Raw genomic sequence first — 18,496 nt, forward strand, 5'->3', positions numbered from 1 at the left:
GGCATGTGCAGCGATCAGGGAAGGAAAGTTCAAGGATGAGATCCTTCCGGTAGAGCTAAAGGACAGAAAAGGGAATGTGACTGTGTTTGATACAGATGAAGGCCCGAGAGATGGACAGACCATTGAGAAGCTCGCAAAGTTGCGCCCATGCTTCGTAAAGGACGGAACAGTCACAGCAGGCAACTCCTCCAGTCTGAATGACGGTGCAGCAGCGGTTGTCGTGATGGCAAGAGAAAAGGCAGAAGAGCTCGGAGTGGTTCCGAAGATGAAGATCGAGGGCTATGCAGTGGCAGGATTTGATGCAGAGCTGATGGGATATTCTCCGAAATTCTCCAGTGAGAAGCTGGCAGCCAAGTTAGGATTGGACTTAAAAGAGATCGATATGTTCGAGATCAATGAGGCCTTTGCGAGCCAGGCATATGCAGTCAGCAGGGATCTGGGCTTAGACCCGGAGAAGGTCAACATCTACGGCGGCGGAATCTCCATCGGACATCCGATCGGTGCGACCGGTGCAATCCTGACTGTAAAGGTAATGTACGAGCTGATGCGTACCGACAAGAAGGATGCCATGATCAGCATGTGCATCGGTGGAGGACAGGGAATCTCCATGTACTTTACAAAGTGTTGATTTGCAAAGCTTTTTTACAGACATTAAATGATTTTAACTCCTTCTTTTAAAAAAGGATCTCCCCAGGCAGGCTGTTTAAGCCACTGGGGAGATTTTTTATGAACTCTTTTCAAAGTGTTTCAGGCTGATGAAGTAGCAGACCAAGACAATTAGGATATTAACAAAAATACCGAGCAAGAACAGCAATACTCTGTTTGTTGAAATGAGCTGATTCAAAAAGTCGTAGCTTTTGTCAGAAAACAGAAACAAAAGGTATCCGCCCACCAGTCCAATTGCAGAAATCATATAAAAGATCATAGTTGCATTGAGGCCTGAAAGGAAGCTGGCAAGCAGGTTCACTGCGGTCAGAAGAATACCGATCAACCACCCGCCTAGAAAAAGAAGAAAATAGATTTCTAGGGAAAATGCTTTCCAAATCAGGTAATGACATATTGTAAATAACAGCATTTCTGCCAGACTAAAGATATGGTAGGAAAAAGCAGAATAAAAGCGCCCTTTTACAAGGTCCTTTTTACTGTACGGTAAAAGTCTTGCAGTCATCATTCCTTTGTAACTGGTATCCATTTCTTTTAATGTAGCAGGAAGACCTGACATATCGATGGGAGTGCATAACAGAAGATATGTAAGAGGTCCATATTTGTTTTTCATAATAAAAAGGAAGAATAAGAAATATACAGCTTCAAAAACATAGAGTATTTTGGGATTTTTTCGGAAGTATAAAAGTAAATCCCGTTGTATCAATCCTGACATGTGATTACCCCCTTAATATAAAATAGCATGATGTCTTCAATCGAAGCACGCTCAATAACAAGATCCTGAAAATGTTCGAGTAGTTCCTGCTTGTGGCTGACTAAGACTTTGATGGAAAAGTCCTCCTGTATATAAGCGCAATAGTCATCAGGAGAAAGTGCCTCAAAGAAATCCTTTCTGCACTGTAGCACACCATAATGATTCTCGATCTCTTCCTTGGATCTCATAAATTGGATCTTGCCCTCATGCATAAAAACGATGTAGTCCGCGACTTTATCTAAATCACTCGTAATATGGGTGGATAACAGGACGGAGTGCTTTTCATCCATAATAAAATCCTGCAGCAGCTTTAGAATCTCATCCCGCATTACAGGATCAAGTCCTGATGTGGCCTCATCCAGTATCAAAAATTCAGCTTGATGAGAGAGCGCAATTGCAAAGTTCAGCTTTACATTCATTCCTTTGGAAAGCTCCTTGATTTTTTTCTCTTTAGGAAGCTGAAACTTTTCTAAATATTGAAAAAATAGTTCGCTGTCCCAGTCTTGATATATTTTTTTCATGATTGTATCGATATCCTTGCAGTATAGATGAGGGACCTGATTGACTTCATCCAGTACGATACCAAGCTTTTGCTTAATCTCACGCTCACTTTCCACGTGATCCATTCCTAAGACTTGAATATTCCCGCTGTCGGGCGTAACCATATTTAAAAGAGCGGAAATAGTGGTCGTCTTTCCAGCTCCGTTTTCCCCAATTAGTCCACAGATGACGCCGCGCGGAATCTGGAAGGAAATATCATCCAGAGTAAAATCCTTATATTTTTTACAGAGATGACTGATACTTAAGATGTTGTCCATGGTTTAGACCTCCTTATAAAGTAAAGTTAAAATATTGACCAACTGTGACAACGGAATCCCGTTTCGCTTTGCGATATCCGCCGCTTCTGAAAGCTTCTCCTCAGCGATACGAAGTTCTTCCTCCCGTATAAAATCCCGGTTCTGTGCGGCAACAAAGGTTCCCTTTCCCGCAATTGTCTCGATAAAACCGTCCCGTTGGAGGTCTTCGTAGGCATGTTGAGCAGTAATGACACTGATATGGAGGCTCTTTGCTAGGCCCCGCATGGAGGGGAGGGCATCGCCGGTTTTTAGCTCATTACGCATGATCATACCCTTCATCTGCGAGGTGATCTGTTCATAGATTGGTTTGTTGCTGCTGTTGCTTAGTATAATTTCCAAAATCTCACCGCCTTTCTATCTTGAGCACAGAGTGTTGATAAAAATATATTTAAGTGTACTTATTGTACTTATACTGTACTTGTTTGATAAGTACAGTATAGCAAAGATTTTAGATTTGTCAATAGTAGGAATGCAAGGAATGGATTAAGAGTACGCCGTAATTGGTGCACTTGAGGGATAGGGCATGGTAAACTGCAAAATCATGTATATTTTGGTAAAACTTAGAGATAATAACCATTAAAATTCGGGAAGCAATCGGAATTGTTTATACAGACAAGCGACACGAATCAGAATAGTAACAGTAAGAGTAATAGAAATCATTGAAATGAGGGAATAAGATGAATCAAGTAAAGGGCAGTCAGAGCATCAGCTTTGGAGAATCTCCTTATCTTATCAGCAGCGGTTCCGTCGTAGGGAGCAAAGAGGCAGAAGGACCACTTGCAAAATTATTTGACATGACGAATCAAGACGACCTGTTTGGGGCAAAGACCTGGGAAGAGGCCGAAAGTAATATGCAAAAGGAGGCCTGTGTGCTGGCTCTTGGCAAGGCTCACGTGACACCGGAAAATGTCCGGTATCTTTTTGGGGGCGACCTTTTGCGCCAGGGAATCGCAACCTCTATGGGCGTTGAAGAGCTTCAGATTCCGATTTTCGGACTTTATGGGGCATGCTCCACCTCCGGCGAGGCATTGGCTCTGAGTGCAATGAGCGTAGCCGCAGGGTATGGGGATTATATGCTGGCAGTGACCTCCAGTCATTTCGGAAGTGCAGAGAAGGAATTCCGTTTTCCACTAGGCTATGCGAGTCAGCGGCCATTGTCAGCACACTGGACCGTGACAGGGAGCGGTGCCTTTTTAGTCGGTACACAAAAGAGCCACATTCGAATCAGCGGTGTGACAGTAGGAAAAATCGTAGATTACGGCTTGAAGGATTCACAGAATATGGGGGCATGTATGGCTCCGGCAGCGGCAGATACGATTATTAGGAACCTGTTGGATTTCGAGAGAAAAGTGGAAGACTATGACAGAATCGTAACGGGCGATCTGGGCTATGTAGGGCAGGATATTTTGTTTGACCTGATGCAGGGAAAGGGCTACGATATCAAAACAAAACACATGGACTGCGGAATGACGATCTTCGACCAGAAAGGCCAGGACACCCACGCAGGTGGGAGCGGCTGCGGCTGCGCGGCCGTGACTCTGGCAGCGTATATTCTGCCGAAAATTAAAAAGGGTGAGTGGAAACGCGTGTTGTTTGTGCCTACGGGAGCATTGATGTCGACGGTCAGCTTTAATGAAGGCGCAAGTGTACCGGGAATCGCCCATGCGATCGTATTAGAGCACTGCTGATAAAGGAGGATTATTTATGGATTATGTAAATGCATTCTGGATAGGAGGAGCGATCTGCGCAATCGTGCAGATTCTCCTGGACCGTACAAAATTAATGCCCGGACGGATCATGGTGCTTCTTGTCTGTTCCGGTGCAGTGCTAGGATTCTGTAATATTTATGAGCCATTTATGAAGTTTGCAGGGGCCGGAGCAAGTGTTCCGTTGCTTGGATTTGGCAACCTTTTATGGCAGGGAGTGAAAAAGGCTGTGAACGAAAATGGATTTCTCGGAATCTTTATGGGCGGATTTACAGCGAGTGCTGTGGGAATCTCGGCGGCGTTGATCTTTGGCTACCTTGCTTCCTTCATATTTGAGCCAAGGATGAAAAAATAAGGGATAAAAGTGGATTACTGAGCTGTTCAGGACAGGGAATGTGGATAAATTCGTTGTTCTGAACAGTTTCCTATGTATAGAACCAGTAAAATATGAGCAAAAATTCTGTTGTTTTTTGCGAATGTAAATGTTATCGTAATAGTACGGGATTTTTTATCCCAAAATAGAAATGAGCCCACTTAAAAAGGGGTGGAGAGCAGAACGCAGGCGTTTTTGAGCGGAGGAGATTACATAAGCCGAAAATGACCTGGAATTGTTGTATATTATAGGAGGAGGCGTATGAATTACGTAAGCATTATTATCCCTTTTGTCGGGGGTCTTGGTATGTTCATATATGGCATGCAGATCATGGCCCAGGGACTGGAGAACGCAGCCGGCAGCAAGATGAAGACATTATTGGAGGCATTGACAAAGAATAAGTTTTTCGGAGTCCTGCTTGGAGCCTTTATCACGGCCGTTATTCAGAGTTCATCAGCGACGACAGTCATGGTCGTTGGTTTTGTGAATGCAGGGATCATGAATCTGACCCAGGCGATGGGAGTCATCATGGGCGCCAATATCGGTACTACCGTTACCGGCTGGCTCGTATCCAGTGTGGAATGGGCAAAGTTTTTAAGTCCGGGCAACCTGGCTCCAATCGCGATCATGCTCGGTGTTATCGTTATGCTGACAGGGACAAGACGTTCTACAAAGGACGTATCTAGTATCATCATCGGATTTGGTCTTTTGTTTGTTGGTATCACAACGATGTCATCCGCAGTAGCACCACTTCAGGAATCAGAAGGATTCCGCAACATATTCGTAATGCTGGGACATAATCCGTTCCTGGGAATCGTAGCGGGTGCTGTTGTAACAGCTATTATTCAGAGCTCATCCGCGTCGGTCGGTATCCTGCAGAGTTTGGCAGCAGCAGGACTGGTACCATTTAATGCAGCAGTATATATTATCATGGGACAGAATATCGGTACTTGTGTGACCGCGATTATGTCCAGTATCGGTGCGAAGAAGACAGCAAAGACAGCAGCGGTAATGCACCTCTTATTTAACATTATAGGTACGATTCTATTCAGTATCGTAGCCATTGTATTTTTCAAGGTGATTTATCCGAATGCAGGCGGCGGAGTGATTACACAGACAGAGATCAGTACCGTGCATACGATATTCAATATCGGAACGACGGTTCTTCTCTTCCCAGTATCTGACTTGATCATCAAGCTGGCTAAGAAGCTGGAGAAGGAAGATGTCAAAGAAGTGGACGAAAGCAAAGTACTTCTGGACGACAGAATGCTGGAGACACCGAGTATCGCACTGCAGTCAACAGTTAGTGAAGTCGTTCGTATGGGCAACATTGTAAAAGCAACTCTTGAGAAGTCCAGAAGAGTCATGTTTACAAAGGATTATCAGGAGATTTTGGATATCAAGGAAGAAGAAAGCACTGTGGACAGGCTGTGCAGCGGAATCACGGATTATGTGATTAAGATCAGTTCCCTTTCTATCAATGAGAAGGAACATCAGCATGTGGCAAGCCTTCTGCAGATTATTTCAGATATCGAGCGTATCAGTGATTACTGTGAAAATATTTCTGAATTCGCAGAGACACTGCAGGAGCGTAAGGCATCCTTCTCCGAGACGGGAACTCTTGAGATGAAGGAGATGATCGATGTCTGCGCAGACAGCTTCATTTATGCAATTGAAGCTTTCCAGGAGAACAGTAAGGAAAAGGCGATGAAGGTCATCGAGAAGGAGAGCCAGGCCGACGATCTGGAGATTAGGCTTCGTGCAGAGCATATGAGAAGACTGGCAAGCAATCAGTGCAATACCGATGCCGGAATCGTGTATCTGGATGCTCTGGTATGTCTGGAGCGTATTTCTGACCATTCACGTAATATCGCGGAGGAAGTGCTGACGGTAGCGAATTAGGGAAAAATATCAGATTAACTAAATAAAATGTGGCATCAATGAAGGCCCCGGAATCCTGTATGTGGTTCCGGGGCTTATTTTATGAAATATGAATGGAACAATGTAAAATCTACAGCATTGCAAAATACTGCAGCAGGTAGTGACTGTTTATATTTGTTTCGTCTTTATCCAGTTCTCTTTTCCCAAATAGCTTAAAGTTGTTATTTTCATAAAATTGTATCAGCTTAGGCTGGTCTTCACATTCAAGATATACAAAACGTCCACCAACTTCATGTTGAACATATTTGATTTTTTGTATTGCAAGTTGAAGTAAATCAGAGCCGGAGATGAGCGAATTATTTCCGTTCGTATAGTTTTTCCCTAATTGTCCGATTAAGGGGGCTGATACAGTATATTCATTTGTTTTTTCATTATAGATTCCGTGTTCTCGTAACTTTCTTGCTTCCTTGCTATTTATGGCACTTCTCTGTATTGTAATAAATTTAGAAGCTATGGTGTAATAACCCACGAATTCTTTTCTTTTTCATCAGATGTTTCCCAGTAGACGAGATGGGTCTTAGAAAAACCACGTTTAGAAAATTCAATCGCTTTAGTTTTTAAGAAATTTTCTACATCTAAATTTAAAGGGCATGAAAAAGAGGAGAGGATACGTTTGATTTCATCCTCTCCTAATGTATTTACAATATCGCTTAAATTAAATTGTACAAAGTGCGTGGGTGGGACAATATTTGAAAGATTCACTATTTTCCAAAAAACTCCTTAATTTTATCATCTGTAAGTTCTCGACATTCCCGTGAAAGTTTTGGCGGATCATATTTCGTCTTTTCAGCTTCGCTTAAAGCATCTATGAATGTACGGGCGAGCCGCTTATCTTTAATATTTACATTTTTTAGTATGCTTTTTGTAGCCATGCTCGTCACCTCCTGAATATCTGAAAAGCAATAATGTACTTTTATTATTTCTATTATACCCGATTCTATTTTTTTAGGAAAGAGTTTCATCAAATGTTCATAATTATTTTATTTTACACAGATTTAACATTCGCCTTATCCCACATTTTACATTCCCCCTTTATGATAGCAACTGTGAAGAAAATAAAGTAGTCAATTGAACAGTAAGGGCCAGCATCGCCCGCCCAATATCCAGAAGTAAAGGAGATTTGTAAAATGAGAATGAAAAAGTTTATCGCAGTTTTATCGATGGTCAGTATGTTCACAATCGCAGCGACAGGCTGCACAGGCAATGCATCCGAGGACAAGAGCGCAGATGCTACAGCTGATACAAAGGCAGAACAGACAGAGGAGAACGTATCCTCCGATTGGGACAGCTCCAATGACATCACGATCGTATCCCGCGAGGATGGTTCCGGCACAAGAGGTGCATTCATCGAACTGTTCGGCATCGAAGAGAAGAATGGCGACGAGAAGATCGATATGACAACACAGGAGGCACAGATCACCAACAGTACATCCGTTATGATGACAACAGTTGCAGGTGATGAGTATGCAATCGGATATATTTCCCTTGGCTCTCTCGACGATAGTGTCAAGGCTCTTAAAATCGATGGTGCTAAGGCAACTGCTGAAAATGTAAAATCCGGTGATTACAAGGTATCCAGACCATTCAACATTGCAACAAAGGAAGAGATGGACAATGAAGCAGCACAGGATTTTGTAAACTTCATCATGAGTGAGGAAGGACAGAAGGTAATAGAAGATAACCACTATATAGCTGTCGATGATGTGAAGCCATTTGAAGGAACTAATCCATCAGGAAAGGTAGTCGTGGGCGGTTCTTCCTCGATCTCACCGGTTATGGAAAAGCTGATCGAAGCATACAAGGCAATAAATCCGAAGGTGGAAATCGAACTCCAGGCAACAGATTCCACAACAGGAATGACTTCTACGATAGACGGCAGCTATGACATCGGTATGGCTTCCAGGGAGCTGAAAGATACAGAGCTGTCAGAGGGGCTTAAGGCTACTGTGATTGCAACAGATGGAATCGCAGTCATTGTAAACAAAAACAGTACCGTAGATGAATTAAGCAGCGAGCAGATAAAATCGATCTATACCGGTGAAGCGCTCGCCTGGGATGAGGTAATTGAATAAATGAAAACGAAAGCATATGATTTCAGCAGTCCTGCAAAACAGGTCTCAAAAGTGGAAACTCTGCAAAAGAGGCATGTAAAAGGATGGAGTGAGAAAATTATGCAGGGAGTGTTCTTCATTGCCGCCTGTGCATCTGTACTGGCGGTAGCTCTCATTTGTATTTTCCTGTTTGCAAATGGAATCCCTGCGATGAAAGAGATTGGATTTGTAAAATTTTTATCTGGCGAAATGTGGAGGCCGAATAATGATATCTATGGAATCCTCCCCATGATCGTTGGAAGTATCTATGTGACCGCAGGGGCAATTATTGTAGGCGTGCCGGTCGGTATCCTGACTTCCGTATTCATGGCAATGTACTGCCCGAAAAAAATCTACAGGCCTCTAAAGGGTGCCACAGAGCTTCTGGCCGGAATTCCTTCGGTAGTATATGGTTTCTTCGGGCTGGTTGTCCTTGTCCCCTGGATCAGAGAACTGGGCAGGGCACTCAAAGCAATGGGATGGGTAAGAAGCAGTGGAAATGGAAACAGTATCCTGACAGCATCCCTTTTACTGGGAATGATGATCCTGCCGACGATTATCGGTGTGACAGAGTCTGCGATCCGTTCGGTACCTTCTTCCTATTATGAGGGGGCACTGGCACTGGGGGCGACACGTGAGCGGAGTATTTTCAGGGTCATTATCCCTGCCGCCAAATCAGGAGTGATCGCAGGGATTGTTCTGGGAATCGGGCGTGCAATCGGTGAAACAATGGCCGTGATCATGGTAGCGGGAAACCAGGCCCGGATGCCTGCGGGACTGCTCAAAGGAGTCAGGACTCTGACCGCCAATATTGTAATTGAGATGGGATATGCGGCAGAACTTCACAGAGAGGCGCTGATTGCCACGGGAGTTGTTCTGTTTGTGTTTATCCTGGTCATCAACTTCTGTGTGGCACTATTAAATGGGAGGACAAATCGTGAATAATCAAACAACATTTGGTCAAACAATGAAAAACTATCTCAGACACCCTGGCTCTCTTCTTATGATGCTGCTGGTTTTGATCGGAACGGTCCTTACTTTTACGGTCCTGCTTTTTCTGATCGTCTACATACTGGTGCATGGCGTTCCTTACATTCGTCCGTCCCTGTTTGCGTTTACTTACACCTCGGATAATGCATCCCTGATGCCTGCGCTCATCAATACGATTTCGATGACACTGTTATCTCTTATCATTGCAGTTCCTCTGGGGATATTTGCAGCAATCTTTCTGGTGGAATATGCAAAGCGCGGCAATAAATTCATGGGAGTCATCCGTTTGACAACAGAGACCCTTTCCGGGATTCCTTCTATTGTATATGGACTTTTTGGACTGCTCTTTTTCGTCAATACCCTGGGCTGGGGATTTTCGTTACTGGCTGGGGCATTTACACTTGCAATTATGATTCTTCCTCTGATTATGCGAACTACAGAGGAGGCATTAAAGGCGGTCCCGGATTCTTTCAGGGAAGGAAGTTTTGGACTGGGGGCAGGGAAACTTAGGACTGTGTTTCGGATCGTCCTTCCGTCAGCAGTGCCGGGAATCCTTGCTGGAGTCATACTGGCGGTGGGGCGTATTGTCGGTGAGACCGCGGCATTGATCTATACCGCAGGAACCGTAGCGAATATCCCCGACAGCGTGATGGGGTCAGGAAGAACTCTTGCTGTACATATGTATAATCTGGCAAGCGAAGGTCTGTATATGGATCAGGCCTATGCTACGGCCGTAATCCTGCTTTTATTGGTCGTGGGAATCAATACGCTGTCTGGTGTCATCGCAAAAAGGCTGGCTAAGGCATGAGCGGCTTGAAATGTATCAAATTGAAAGAGACATGTTGAGAGGCATACGAAAAATGACAGTACAGTGCACACTTCTGAATCTATAGAAAGGAATCATAAGATGGGAAAGATAAGTATTCAGAATCTGAATTTATACTACGATGATTTTAAAGCTCTGAAAGAAATAAATCTGGAAATAGAACCAAATAAAATAACGGCCTTCATTGGCCCCAGCGGCTGTGGAAAATCTACGCTGCTCAAATCCATTAACCGTATGAACGATTTAGTGGAGGGATGCCGGATCGAAGGAGAAATTCTTCTGGACGGCGAAAATATATTTAAAGGAATGGATGTGAACCTGCTGCGCAAGCGTGTAGGCATGGTCTTCCAAAAACCGAATCCATTTCCTATGAGTATTTATGATAACATCGCGTTTGGACCACGGACGCACGGAATACGCTCCAAATCTAAGTTAGATGATATTGTGGAGAGGTCGCTTCGCAGTGCAGCAATCTGGGAGGAGTGCAAAGACAGGCTGAAAAAGAGCGCTCTGGGAATGTCCGGGGGACAGCAGCAGCGTCTTTGTATTGCGCGGGCACTTGCGGTAGAACCAGAGGTTCTTTTAATGGATGAACCGACTTCTGCCCTGGATCCCATCTCCACCTCGAAAATAGAAGACCTTGCGATGGAATTGAAAAAAGATTATACTATTGTCATGGTGACGCATAACATGCAGCAGGCCGTGCGGATATCTGACAATACTGCATTTTTCCTCCTGGGTGAGGTCGTAGAATACAATGATACGGAAAAGTTATTTTCCATTCCGGCTGATAAGCGGACGGAGGATTATATTACGGGGAGGTTTGGCTAGATTATGCGGAATCGTTTTGATATGCAGTTACAGGAATTGGACAGGCAGCTTACCCATATGGGAGAGCTGTGTGAAATCGCGATTGCAAAAGCAACACAAGCGTTAAAAGAAGGGAATCCTGATCAGGCCAGGGCAGTCATGTCGGCAGATGAAGAGATTGACCAGATGGAGAAGGACATCGAGAGAATGTGCTTAAAGCTTCTGCTCCAGCAGCAGCCGGTCGCAAAGGACCTGCGCAGGATCTCGGCAGCGCTTAAGATGATTACAGATATGGAACGCATCGGAGATCAGACCGCAGATATCGCGGAGATCGTCATTTCATCAGGGAACCAGACCCCCGTGGATATCAAAGAAATCGGTACTATGGCTGCTTCTGTCAGTAAAATGGTGCGTGACAGCGTGAATGCCTATGTGGCAAAAAATTTGGAACTGGCAAAGAATGTGATGGATGCGGACGATGCGGTAGATCACTTATTTGATACGATCCGTGATGAGCTGATTGCTTATATCCGTGCGGAAAAGGGCGAGAATGGAAAGCGTATCTTCGACCTGATTATGGTGACGAAGTATCTGGAGAGAATAGGGGATCATGCCACGAATATCGCGGAGTGGGTCGAATTTTCCATCACCGGCGTCCATAAGAATGGCTCACAGATTTGACTGCCGGGGAAGAAAGCTATGAATAGTAAGACAGGAAAAGAGGGAATCACATGATATTTTGTGTGGAGGATGATGATAACATCCGGGAGCTTGTAATATATACACTGGAGACAACAGGATTAAAGGCACGGGGATTTGCGGAAGGCAGTGCTTTTATGGAGGCTTTGGCGTTTGATACGCCAGAGCTTATTTTGCTTGACATCATGTTGCCAGGAGAAGATGGTCTGGCAATTTTAAAACGTCTGAAGAGTTCTGCAAAGACAAAAGACATCCCGGTCATTATGGTGACTGCAAAGGGAGCGGAGTATGATAAGGTCATCGGACTGGACTCCGGTGCAGACGATTATGTCACAAAGCCATTCGGGATGATGGAACTGATATCCAGGATCAGGGCTGTCCTAAGACGGGCAGGGAAGCCGCAGGACAAGGAGGATATGCATGCTTCCGGGGTCTGCGTCAATGTAAAAAAACATGAGGTGACGGTAGATGGAATGCCTGTCACTCTGACCTTGAAGGAATTTGAACTATTAGAACGGCTGATGAGGAACCGAAATATTGTTCTTACCAGAGATCAGCTTTTAGAGGATATTTGGGGATATGATTTTGACGGAGAGACAAGAACTGTGGATGTCCATGTCAGGACACTGCGCCAGAAGCTTGGGGAAAAGGGGGATATAATTGAGACTGTCAGGGGAGTCGGTTACCGGATAGGAGGGAAGGATGAGAACTAAGATTCAGAAGAGCATGGTGTTCGTGCTTTCCATAACCCTGCTGATTTCTTATGTGCTTATGACAGTAGTCGTTTATAATCAGAACCTGAACCTTTTAAAGAGAGAGGTCAGACAGGAAGCTCGTTATATCAGGACTGCGGTCAATATTTCCGGACCGGCTTATTTAGAACAGATGGACGAGGTAGATGTCAGGACCCGTGTGACCAGAATCGATATAGATGGTACAGTCCTGTACGATTCCGGTGGGGATGAGGTCGTGCTGGATAACCATGGAGCGAGGGAAGAGGTAAAGGAAGCCTTGGTAAATGGATATGGAGAAGATATCCGTATGTCCGGTACTATGGGGAAGGAAATGTATTATTATGCGCTGCTTCTGGAGGATGGGAGCATTCTGCGTGTTGCCAAGACCCGGGATAATCTGGTCAGGACCGCCTTAAATGTCCTCCCGCTGATGGCCGGACTCACAGCGGCGATGCTGCTTCTTGCCTGGCTCATGGCAAAATGGCAGACGGCGCGGCTGATCAAGCCAATCAATGAATTGGACCTGGAGCATCCATTAGACAGTGATGTCTACCCGGAGCTGACCCCTCTTTTACAGGCGATGGATGAGCAGAACAAGGCAAAGGATGCAGTCGCCAACATGAGAAAGGAATTCTCAGCGAACGTTTCCCATGAGTTGAAGACTCCCTTGACCTCGATTTCAGGCTATGCAGAGATCATGAAAAATGGATTGGTCAGACAGGAAGATATCCCAAAGTTTTCAGAGCGCATCTATAAAGAAGCAAAGCGTTTGATCACGCTGATCGAGGATATCATCAAGCTGTCCCGCTTGGACGAGGAATCCGTTGAATTGGAAAAGGAAGAGGTAGACCTATATGCTCTGGGCCGGGAAATCGTGAGCAGACTTTCCATGCAGGCAGATTCCAGGGATGTACAGATTACAATTGAAGGAGAGCCGGTCATCTACCGGGGGATTCGTCAGATTTTGGACGAGATGATCTACAACGTATGTGAGAATGCGGTGAAATATAATATCCCGGGCGGAAGTGTTTCTGTGTGGGTGGGAAATACTCTGGATGGGCCAAAGGTGAGTGTATCAGATACAGGAATCGGAATTCCAAAGGAACATCACGAGAGGATTTTTGAGCGTTTTTACCGTGTGGACAAAAGCCATTCCAAGGAGCATGGAGGCACAGGTCTTGGCCTGTCTATTGTCAAACATGGGGCACTTCTGCACGGGGCAAAGGTGTCGGTGGAAAGTGAACCGGGAAAAGGGACCCGCATTGAAATGAAGTTCTAATATATTAAAATTTTATTGTAAATATTAAAAAAGTATAAAATTTATCATTGTAAAACCACTTTTTTTGGAATATACTAAGAAAAGTGGTTTTTTATTATAGTCACGCGGTAAAGTGATACAAAATAAAAGGAGAGAACCAAAATGACAGCAGAGGAATTACTGGAAAAACTGTTGGAATCTTATCAATCGGCATTTGACATTACCCGTCCTTATGAAATTGGAAGACATAAATATGATGCATATGCAGCGTTTTGTGTGACAAGCGCCAAATATGTGCTTGTAAAGAAGGCAGAACTGTGGCGGGCGAATTGTTTTGAGCATACATTTTTTTCATGCAGGGATACATTAAGACTAGAAGATCTAAAGGACTTTCAGGCAGATATCACAGATAACATTGAGCCGCGGCTGGTAAGAGGCGGAGAGAGCTGCACACCTGAAAATCACATGTATACATATATTACCGGAATTTTTATATGCAGAGAGGGAATCTCAAAGGAAGTAAGAAGGGCAGTAGAGAGTTTCCGGTATTTTAAGAATTACAGATTGGGAATTCGGGGGTATGCACAAGCCAGATTGCTCGTTTTTGATGGAGCGAATCAAGAAATATTCGGTAATAAAGCAGCAAAGGATCTGGTCAAGGGATATAAGAAGGCATATCAGCCTTATTATATACAATAACTACTACTAACTTACAAAAAGGAGTGAATTCAATGAATGCAGTAGTAATTTTATTAGCAGGTATCCTGATTTTGGTCGTTGCCTATGTTACATATGGTAAATGGCTGGCAGGACAGTGGGGAGTGGATCCGTCGAGGAAGACTCCGGCGCATGAACTGGAGGACGGAATGGACTATTGTCCGGCAAAAGCGCCTGTTTTGATGGGACATCATTTTTCATCCATCGCAGGGGCAGGCCCGATCAACGGACCGATTCAGGCAGCAGTATTCGGCTGGGTTCCGGTATTATTGTGGGTATTGATCGGAGGTATTTTCTTTGGTGCCGTCCATGATTTCGGAGCATTATTTGCATCGATCCGTCACAAAGGACAGTCGATCGGTGAGGTCATCGCGGATACGATGGGAACAAAGTCAAAGAAGATTTTCATCATCTTCTCTTATCTGACACTGCTTCTCGTTGTGGCAGCTTTTGCCTCTATTGTTGCAAATACATTTATGGCTACATATACAGAAAGCGGTGCGGTCGATTACGCGGCATCAGCAGCCAATGCATCAACAGCGATGATTTCTATCTTATTTATTGTTATCTCTGTGGTATTTGGGTTCCTGGTATACAGAAAGAATGCGTCACTGGGAGTCTCTACTGTAGTTGGTGTCATTGCAATTATAATCTGTATGGTAATCGGACTAAATTGGCATCCATTATATCTGGATAATAAGACCTGGATGCTAATTGTAGGAGTCTACATTCTTGTCGCATCCGTAACACCGGTATGGATTCTGCTGCAGCCAAGGGATTACTTGAGCTCATTCCTACTTTACTTTATGATGGCTGTTGCTATTGTGGGAGTCATCGGCGCAGGAATCACAGGAAATGCAAGCCTTGACATTCCGGCATTTACAGGTTTTAAAGATACTCTGATGCCGACGGGAACTTCATTAGGATATATGTTCCCAGCATTGTTCATCACGATTGCCTGCGGTGCTATCTCAGGTTTCCATTCTCTGGTAGGTTCCGGTACAACAGCAAAACAGTTGAACAGTGAAAAAGATGCACGCCCAATCGCTTACGGCGGTATGCTGATCGAGTGTGCACTGGCGATTATCTCCTTATGTGCGGTTGGTTATGTTTGGAAAAACTATTCTGCAGGAGAGCTGGTCGTACCGACCAATGTTTTTGCAACGGGTATTTCCAAGATGACCTCTACGATTCCGCTCTTGAAAGGGGCAGAAAGCGTGATCTTCTCGATGCTGGTACTTGCGGTTTCTGCATTTTGTCTGACATCATTGGATACAGCGACCCGTCTTGCACGTTATATGTTCCAGGAATTTTGGCTGGAGCCGGGAGAAGAGATCAAGACAGTGACAGGATACAAAAAAGTCCTGACGAACCCGTATGTTGCAACAATTATTACAGTGGTACTTGGAATTGCACTTGGAATGACTGGTTATGCAAATGTATGGCCGCTGTTCGGTGCTGCGAACCAGCTTCTTGCTGCACTTGGACTGCTGGCTGTTGCCACCTGGCTCGGTAAGGTCGGAAAGAACAACAAGATGTTCCTGCTTCCAATGGCGTTCATGTTGATTGTGACCATTACATCACTCTGTCTGACAATCAAGTCTAACTTTGCTGCGATCATGGCAGGAGGAGCAGCAGGTGTGGCATGGTGCTACATCCGTCTCGTGATCAGCATCTTGCTGATCGTGCTTGCAGTCGTGCTTGCAGTGGATGGTGTGAAGACATTGAAAGGTCAGAAGAAGACTGCTTAAGAATAAAAAATATAGAAATCAATTTTTCTTCCTGTTAAATAAATAACTTATGTTCAGGAAGATGACATTTCCCCCAAAAACATGCTACAATAAGTTGCTTAAATGCAGTATCGGCAAGCTTAAGAACGGTATGTTTTGGGGGTTTTGTATGTTAATGGAACAACAGATAGATGAAAAGAGCGATCAGAAGGTAGATCAGAAGGTAGATCAAAAGACGGAAAAGACACAGATGCGAGAGGTCCTGGATCTGGCCATGAATATGGGCCGCGTCTTACTAAAAAATGGCGCGGAGATCTTTCGTGTGGAAGAGACAATTGACCATGTATGCAGACGGTATCAGATTGAAGATGTGGAATCCTTTGTGATGAGCAATGGAATATTTATCACAGCTAGGGATGAAGAGGAGGACATATATGCGAAGGTAAAGCATATTCCTCTCTCGGGATTCCATCTGGGAATCGTGACAGAGGTCAATGACCTGTCGCGTGAGATTTCAGCGGGCAGGATTGGATTGGAGGAAGCAAGGGCAAGGCTCAAGGAGATCGAAGCCATGCCGCCGAAGCGGGGCAGGTTCCGTATTTTTGCGGCAGGTATCGGGAGCGGATGCTTCTGTTATCTTCTGCAGGGGAATATTTGGGAGAGCCTGATGGCGGTATTGATTGGGTGTTTTCTGTATGTATTTGTTATTTTTGCAGAGAAACATAAGCTGACAAAGATTTTGACGAATATTGTGGGCGGAGGGATGATTACTATTCTGGCCCTTTTGGCGATTCAGTTTCCCTGGCCTTTTCCAGTCAGAATCGACAAAATTATTATCGGCTCCATTATGCCGTTAGTACCGGGAGTCGCATTTGTCAATGCAATCCGCGATATTGCCAACAGTGATTTTATCGCTGGTATCGTAAGGATTCTGGATGCACTGCTGGTGTTCGTCTACATTGCAATCGGTGTCGGCTTTGTGCTTGGAAGCTTTCATAAACTGGTGGGAGGTGCGTGGCTGTGATAGGATATGTGCTTGCAAATATGTTCTGTTCCTTTTTAGGGACGATTGCTTTTTCTGTGCTGTTCAATGTGCCTCGCAGATTCTACTTAAGCTGCGGGCTGACAGGGATGGCAGGATGGCTCTGCTATCTGGTCAGTATCAATGTAGCATCTGTCTCCACATCTGCATTTCTTGGAACGGTGCTGGTCGTACTGATGTCCAGAATTCTGGCAGTGTGGAAAAAATGTCCGATTACGGTGTTTCTTGTGTCCGGGATCTTTCCGTTGATTCCTGGTGCATCCGTTTACTATACCGTTTACAACATGGTGCAGGGCAATTTGGCGGAGGCTGCAGACCGGGGAATCGGGGCAGTCAAGGTCGCATTTGCGATTGTGCTTGGAATTATTTTTGTAGTCTCCATTCCCAAACAATGGTTCAAGGCAGACTATTGGCGCAGCAGATTCCGGGGAGCTTCCGAAAATTCTGACTTATAAGCCCGGGAGAATGTGGAATAGTCGTGGAATCCGCTGGCAAAACAGGCTTGAGTGATCGGCATCCCATCAAAGATCAGATTCCGAGCATGTAATAGACGGCGGTAAGTGATATAATTCCCGATCGTGTAACCTGTCTCTGCTTTGAAGAGACGCATCATATAGTATTTGCTGATATAAAAGGTCCCAGCCAGAGAGTCGATATCTAGATTCTCAGTCAGATGTGCATTGATATACTGCATGATATCCACGACCTTGGTATTATATAATTCGGTGTCCAAAAATTCCACGTGGTTCTTAATTGCCGCGCGGTTCAGTTGAATCATAAATTCTAAAAAGAGAATCTGCCGGTAAAGACTGCTGGCATATTCGTTATCATGAAAGGAATGCTCCAGGCGGTTCGTAATCTTGAAGAGTGAACTCTTTTCAAGGGAATGAATACGCAGTACATTGGAGTGTTCCTTTTTTGCCTTCTCAAAGCAGTAATTCAGATCATATTCCGAAGTCTTATAATCCTCCATAAATCCTGGAGAAATATAGACGATGATTCGCTCATAGGGTTTTGAGCTGTCGACTTGAACCCGGTGGATATCATTACGATTCACCAGAACAATATCGTAGGGCTCCAGCTCATAGGATTTTCCTTCTATGATATACTGCACATTCCCCTTAATGAAAATAGTAATCTTATGAAAGTCATGGTAATGGAAATCAAATTCTTTGGAAACAGTATCTTTTATATGGAAGATACGGAAGTCGCTGTTCAAATATCCACGTTTGTTATATTGCTCCATTTATTTATGTGCTCCTTTTTAGAATATGATGATCTTGTTTTATTATAGAGCATTATTTGC

Annotated in this window: 22 protein-coding genes; 15 read left to right on the forward strand and 7 right to left on the reverse strand. The window is 44.4% G+C overall.

Annotated elements, in window-relative coordinates; translation table 11 throughout:
* Positions 1 to 628, forward strand: a 628-nt coding sequence (locus tag HGO97_RS21655) for a thiolase family protein (protein ID WP_246597674.1), incomplete at its 5' end; no start/stop codon positions are given.
* A gap of 96 nt (positions 629 to 724) precedes the next feature.
* Here the strand turns inward: HGO97_RS21655 and HGO97_RS21660 are convergent.
* From HGO97_RS21660 to HGO97_RS21670, 3 genes are read right to left on the reverse strand one after another with little or no spacing between them, the layout of a single operon-like run.
* The gene (locus HGO97_RS21660; protein WP_216245156.1) at positions 725 to 1,378 is read right to left on the reverse strand and encodes an ABC-2 transporter permease; all 654 of its coding nucleotides are present in this window, start codon (positions 1,376 to 1,378) and stop codon (positions 725 to 727) included.
* Positions 1,366 to 2,235, reverse strand: a complete 870-nt coding sequence (locus HGO97_RS21665; RefSeq protein ID WP_216245159.1) for an ABC transporter ATP-binding protein — start codon at positions 2,233 to 2,235, stop codon at positions 1,366 to 1,368. The genes HGO97_RS21660 and HGO97_RS21665 overlap by 13 nt, the downstream gene beginning before the upstream one ends.
* Positions 2,236 to 2,238: 3 nt before the next feature.
* Positions 2,239 to 2,613, reverse strand: coding sequence for a GntR family transcriptional regulator (locus HGO97_RS21670; protein ID WP_216245161.1), 375 nt, complete (start codon positions 2,611 to 2,613; stop codon positions 2,239 to 2,241).
* 338 nt (positions 2,614 to 2,951) lie between these two features.
* Here HGO97_RS21670 and HGO97_RS21675 point away from each other — a divergent pair, with 338 nt between their 5' ends.
* The 3 genes from HGO97_RS21675 to HGO97_RS21685 all read left to right on the forward strand — a co-directional run bounded on the left by HGO97_RS21675 (position 2,952) and on the right by HGO97_RS21685 (position 6,255).
* A complete protein-coding gene (locus HGO97_RS21675; RefSeq protein WP_216245163.1) occupies positions 2,952 to 3,962 on the forward strand; it encodes a stage V sporulation protein AD in 1,011 nt (336 codons plus the stop codon).
* 16 nt (positions 3,963 to 3,978) lie between these two features.
* Positions 3,979 to 4,335 (forward strand): SpoVA/SpoVAEb family sporulation membrane protein, encoded by a 357-nt coding sequence (locus HGO97_RS21680; protein WP_216245165.1) that lies wholly within the window; start codon positions 3,979 to 3,981, stop codon positions 4,333 to 4,335.
* Positions 4,336 to 4,614: 279 nt separating this feature from the next.
* Positions 4,615 to 6,255, forward strand: a complete 1,641-nt coding sequence (locus HGO97_RS21685) for a Na/Pi cotransporter family protein (protein WP_216245167.1) — start codon at positions 4,615 to 4,617, stop codon at positions 6,253 to 6,255.
* 109 nt (positions 6,256 to 6,364) lie between these two features.
* Here the strand turns inward: HGO97_RS21685 and HGO97_RS23925 are convergent, their stop codons facing one another.
* Genes HGO97_RS23925 through HGO97_RS21695 form a run of 3 tightly spaced genes read right to left on the reverse strand, consistent with a single transcriptional unit; the run spans position 6,365 to position 7,166 of the window.
* Positions 6,365 to 6,763 (reverse strand): hypothetical protein, encoded by a 399-nt coding sequence (locus tag HGO97_RS23925; RefSeq protein WP_246597676.1) that lies wholly within the window; start codon positions 6,761 to 6,763, stop codon positions 6,365 to 6,367.
* Complete coding sequence (locus tag HGO97_RS23930) at positions 6,745 to 6,996, reverse strand: hypothetical protein (RefSeq protein ID WP_246597678.1); 252 nt, start codon at positions 6,994 to 6,996, stop codon at positions 6,745 to 6,747. The genes HGO97_RS23925 and HGO97_RS23930 overlap by 19 nt, the downstream gene beginning before the upstream one ends.
* Positions 6,996 to 7,166, reverse strand: a complete 171-nt coding sequence (locus tag HGO97_RS21695) for a hypothetical protein (protein WP_216245169.1) — start codon at positions 7,164 to 7,166, stop codon at positions 6,996 to 6,998. The genes HGO97_RS23930 and HGO97_RS21695 overlap by 1 nt, the downstream gene beginning before the upstream one ends.
* A 255-nt stretch (positions 7,167 to 7,421) precedes the next feature.
* On the opposite strand from HGO97_RS21695, the gene HGO97_RS21700 reads away from it, so the two are divergent.
* From HGO97_RS21700 to HGO97_RS21750, 11 genes are all read left to right on the forward strand, one after another.
* Positions 7,422 to 8,366 (forward strand): substrate-binding domain-containing protein, encoded by a 945-nt coding sequence (locus HGO97_RS21700; RefSeq protein ID WP_216245170.1) that lies wholly within the window; start codon positions 7,422 to 7,424, stop codon positions 8,364 to 8,366.
* Between the two features lie 99 nt (positions 8,367 to 8,465).
* Positions 8,466 to 9,329 (forward strand): phosphate ABC transporter permease subunit PstC, encoded by an 864-nt coding sequence (gene pstC / locus HGO97_RS21705; protein WP_246597684.1) that lies wholly within the window; start codon positions 8,466 to 8,468, stop codon positions 9,327 to 9,329.
* Positions 9,307 to 10,182 (forward strand): phosphate ABC transporter permease PstA, encoded by an 876-nt coding sequence (pstA, locus tag HGO97_RS21710; protein ID WP_246597680.1) that lies wholly within the window; start codon positions 9,307 to 9,309, stop codon positions 10,180 to 10,182. The genes pstC and pstA overlap by 23 nt, the downstream gene beginning before the upstream one ends.
* Positions 10,183 to 10,281: 99 nt before the next feature.
* Positions 10,282 to 11,031 (forward strand): phosphate ABC transporter ATP-binding protein PstB, encoded by a 750-nt coding sequence (gene pstB / locus HGO97_RS21715; protein WP_216245176.1) that lies wholly within the window; start codon positions 10,282 to 10,284, stop codon positions 11,029 to 11,031.
* Positions 11,032 to 11,034: 3 nt separating this feature from the next.
* Positions 11,035 to 11,691 carry a phosphate signaling complex protein PhoU gene (gene phoU, locus HGO97_RS21720; protein ID WP_216245178.1) on the forward strand — a complete coding sequence of 219 codons (657 nt, stop codon included), beginning with the start codon at positions 11,035 to 11,037 and terminating at the stop codon, positions 11,689 to 11,691.
* A gap of 50 nt (positions 11,692 to 11,741) precedes the next feature.
* On the forward strand, positions 11,742 to 12,422 hold the full coding sequence (locus tag HGO97_RS21725; protein ID WP_216245179.1) for a response regulator transcription factor: 681 nt from the start codon (positions 11,742 to 11,744) through the stop codon (positions 12,420 to 12,422).
* Entirely contained in the window at positions 12,412 to 13,722 is a 1,311-nt protein-coding gene (locus tag HGO97_RS21730; protein WP_216245181.1) for a sensor histidine kinase, read from the forward strand. Before HGO97_RS21725 ends, HGO97_RS21730 begins: the two co-directional genes overlap by 11 nt.
* Before the next feature lie 141 nt (positions 13,723 to 13,863).
* Positions 13,864 to 14,400: a hypothetical protein gene (locus tag HGO97_RS21735; RefSeq protein WP_216245183.1), complete on the forward strand. Its 537-nt coding sequence runs from the start codon at positions 13,864 to 13,866 to the stop codon at positions 14,398 to 14,400.
* 32 nt (positions 14,401 to 14,432) lie between these two features.
* Complete coding sequence (locus HGO97_RS21740) at positions 14,433 to 16,169, forward strand: carbon starvation CstA family protein (RefSeq protein WP_216245184.1); 1,737 nt, start codon at positions 14,433 to 14,435, stop codon at positions 16,167 to 16,169.
* 148 nt (positions 16,170 to 16,317) lie between these two features.
* On the forward strand, positions 16,318 to 17,172 hold the full coding sequence (locus tag HGO97_RS21745) for a threonine/serine exporter family protein (RefSeq protein ID WP_246597682.1): 855 nt from the start codon (positions 16,318 to 16,320) through the stop codon (positions 17,170 to 17,172).
* Entirely contained in the window at positions 17,172 to 17,645 is a 474-nt protein-coding gene (locus HGO97_RS21750) for a threonine/serine exporter family protein (RefSeq protein ID WP_408610870.1), read from the forward strand. The genes HGO97_RS21745 and HGO97_RS21750 overlap by 1 nt, the downstream gene beginning before the upstream one ends.
* Here HGO97_RS21750 and HGO97_RS21755 read toward each other — a convergent pair.
* Positions 17,597 to 18,436 carry a helix-turn-helix domain-containing protein gene (locus tag HGO97_RS21755; protein ID WP_216245186.1) on the reverse strand — a complete coding sequence of 280 codons (840 nt, stop codon included), beginning with the start codon at positions 18,434 to 18,436 and terminating at the stop codon, positions 17,597 to 17,599. The genes HGO97_RS21750 and HGO97_RS21755 overlap by 49 nt on opposite strands.
* Between the last annotated feature and the right edge of the window lie 60 nt (positions 18,437 to 18,496).

Origin of the sequence: Faecalicatena faecalis (assembly GCF_012524165.2) — a bacterium.
Lineage (GTDB): Bacteria > Bacillota > Clostridia > Lachnospirales > Lachnospiraceae > Faecalicatena_A > Faecalicatena_A faecalis.